Origin of the sequence: Flavobacterium sp. (assembly GCF_043722275.1) — a bacterium.
GTDB lineage: Bacteria > Bacteroidota > Bacteroidia > Flavobacteriales > Flavobacteriaceae > Flavobacterium.
This window is the reverse complement of sequence record NZ_JAYSPC010000171.1, coordinates 1-1,995: the sequence shown is the minus strand read 5'-3', so window position 1 is coordinate 1,995 and position 1,995 is coordinate 1. Positions and strand designations below refer to the sequence as shown.

At 27.8% G+C, this 1,995-nt stretch carries 2 protein-coding genes; both read right to left on the bottom strand.

Features of this window, described 5'->3' with window-relative positions:
• Positions 1-125: 125 nt before the first annotated feature.
• Positions 126-839 (bottom strand): recombinase family protein, encoded by a 714-nt coding sequence (locus tag ACHZDT_RS20680; protein WP_394776598.1) that lies wholly within the window; start codon positions 837-839, stop codon positions 126-128.
• Positions 840-982: 143 nt separating this feature from the next.
• A partial coding sequence (locus ACHZDT_RS20675; protein ID WP_394776597.1) for a hypothetical protein occupies positions 983-1,995 on the bottom strand: 1,013 nt, incomplete at its 5' end.

The following is a 1,995-nucleotide window of genomic DNA, read 5'->3' as shown; positions in this document are numbered from 1 at the left end:
ACAGATACAGATACAGATACAAAATTAGGGGTTCCAACAGTTGAAAATGCAACTGAAAAACCCCTAAATCGATTCCAAAAATTCTTAAGAAATTATTTGAATTCTTCTGTACATGCTCCTTATGTCTAACTTTTCTCATTTTTTTTAAGAAGTTTTAATGCAGTATAGTAAGACGACTTAGAAATACCTAGTGTTTTATATATTTCGGCAGGAGAACGACCCTGCTTTTTACGAAATTCTATTTTTTCTAAAAGGTCCGGTGTTAATTTTCGTCTACTTCTCATTAAATATTTTCCATTTAAAATTGCATTTTTTATTCCAATTTTCTGTCTTTCCTTAGTGTTTCGGATTTGGTATTCTGCTAACCACATTAAAATGGTTAAAACCAATTGATTTAGGTGTTGATCAGTGCCAAAAGGAATATCGAGTGCCACAAATTGTATTCCAAGATTTTCTAATTCTTTTATAAAATTTAATCCGTAATATAGACTTCGGCTTAGTCGATCCAAGTAAGCGACAACCAGGGTGGCTTTTTTCCTCTGATTTTCAATTTTTAACTCTTTTAATTCATCTACTGTTCGTTTATTTTCTGGATTAAAAATTTTTAATAACTTATTTAACTCACTACGATTTTCTATACTTGTACCTGATTTGACATCACAATAAATATTTTCCTTAATGACACCAAAATTTCTCAAAATCTGACGCTGAGACGCCAAGGAGCCATTACCTACTTGTTGAACACTAGAGACTCGTATATAGCCAAAGTAAAACTTTTTATCTTCTAGTCTACTTATTGATTCTTGGTTTTTTTGCTTTTTTAATAATTTTTTTATCATAGCTTTCTTATTGCTCTTGCAGTCTTTTTTAATACTTGGAATGGACTAGTCCATTTGAAGCCGTTTTAGTAGCCCAAATAGACTTCACTGTTAGGAACTATTAAAGTATACTCTAAATATACCAAAAAGTTAAGATAAAGGCTTTAGCTTTCTATTAATTTTGGAGCTTTCTTTTCTTTTCTTTTTAAATCAACTTCAAAAGAACCATTTGCAAACTTATAAATGACTTTGGTTTTGGTCTGAAATTTTGTTATTTCACTTTTCTTTAGATACTCCTTATTGACAAATTCTTCTGTAAAAAGCCAGCTTAACATTCGAGAAAAATTTGCTCGGGAATAACAGTTGTTTGGTAGTGAGCCCGAATAGACAACTGATGAATATAATGAGTTGTAAGATTGTGTTAAAAGAGGAAAAATATAATCTGGTTGACGATTTTTATTATTTTTTTCAAAATTTAATTGATAACTTTTTATAGTTTCTTTATAAAAATCTTCTTTTATATTTACGTAGTGTAACAAAAAGCTTTTAAAAACTTTTACATTCAAGGTTAAACGTACACTCTGTGTACTTTTATCAAAAGAATGAGAAATAACTAAAGTTTCATAAGTCCGAACTTTTTTACTAACCACTAAAAGTTTAAGACTTTCTAAACCGTTTAAAGACTTTATCATTTTTGTTTGGTAATTGACTGTATCAGACCACCCAATAACATCAAGAAGTTCATTAAGTTGAAAATTCAAGGTTGAGTATTTTCCTTGAATTAAATTTTCTCTTTTTACTGAAGAAATTCTCGCAAAAAATTTTTGATAAATTGAAACAAAAGCGGGATAAAGCTCTTGTTGTTCAAGCAATATTTCTTGATTATTATCTTTAGAAATAACTTTAATTGAAGAAAAAATTGACTTATTTTGTAAATGTTGGTTTGAGATTAACAGCGACCAATCTTTATAAAGATTTAATGAAGTTTTTATAAAATTTTCTGTTAAATCTGTGACAACTATAGTTTTTATTTTAGAAATAAATAATTTATTTAACTTTAATAAAAAAATTTCACTATTTCCTTGTAACCATTCAGTAGACAGATTTTTTAAAATTGTTTGCCTAAATTCTACTTCACAACGAATTTTTAATTCATTTTCTTCATTTTTTTTTTTTT